The sequence below is a fragment of the Oleiphilus sp. HI0043 genome (assembly GCF_001634935.1).
This window is the reverse complement of sequence record NZ_LWEY01000564.1, coordinates 1-1037: the sequence shown is the minus strand read 5'-3', so window position 1 is coordinate 1037 and position 1037 is coordinate 1. Positions and strand designations below refer to the sequence as shown.

The window sequence follows — 1037 nt, the reverse complement described above, 5'->3', positions numbered from 1 at the left end:
GCCGAACAGACGTTTGCGCTCTGCCTTCTGTACAGCAAGCTGCTCCATGAACGACTGCTGTTTCTGTTTCGCCTCGGCAAACTGGGAATTAAGCTCGCTCAATACGGCTTTGTATTGGTCATGTTGCTTTTCGATATCGCTAATTAATCCAAGCTCTGTCTGAAGTAGCTTTGCCTTGTCGTCATACAGCGAACACTCCTTTCGGGTTGTCTCCAACCACTCGCCTAAAGCACTTAAGTCCGGACTTATCACGACATCATGGCCACTAAGCTTAGCCAGATTTTCTTGTAAAGATTGATCTAGCTCCTGCTCACTACTGCATAAGCTATTGATTTGATCTTGTTTATCTTGGCACTGCTGGCTGATATAGCGATGCTCAGTTTCTTGTATCTCTTTATCTCTTATTAGAGCGTCTAATAAATTCTGTTCTACTTTCTCTTCTTCCTGGCAGGCCTCTAGTGCGCGACGGAGGTTCGATAATTTTTCATATTGATTGTCTATATTTTCAATATCACTTAAGACTTCTTCTAAAAATTGAGGGACACCTTCATCTGCTACAAGCAAACTACAATTAATTTGAGCAGCATAAGTTGCCCAAACCTGCTCGGTTTCCGCCTCTTTTTTCAGTGACTCCTCTGCTCTTATTCTTAACCCTTCAAGTTCCGCACCTTGACGAATTAAGGCTTCCTTCTTGGCAAGTCCCTGCTCTTTTAACGCTTCAGCAACTTTTTCTTGAGCAAGAAGCTCATCATTCGTTGACGAAGACTCAAGCTCGCCATATCCATCTAACATTGGATGATCCACGGAACCACACAAAGGGCAAGCTTCGCCTTCTTTTAATTGTGCTCGGTGCTCACTTAAGCTGACAATACGGTTTTCGAGCAAGACTCTTTCTTTTAATGACAAGAAATACTTATTAGCTTGCTGATAGGCTGTTCGAAGGCTAACAAGCTCAGCCTCAAGGCTTGCTATCGAAGCATCTTGTTTTTCGATAGACGACAGGATTTGTCGACAACTAAGCTTTTGATCCTGCGCTT

1 protein-coding gene is annotated in these 1037 nt (G+C 43.3%); it reads right to left on the bottom strand.

Annotation, left to right across the window (positions count from 1 at the left end; all coding sequences use genetic code 11):
- Positions 1–1037 (bottom strand): hypothetical protein (locus A3729_RS32485; RefSeq protein ID WP_197475646.1); only part of this gene is annotated, 1037 nt, incomplete at both ends.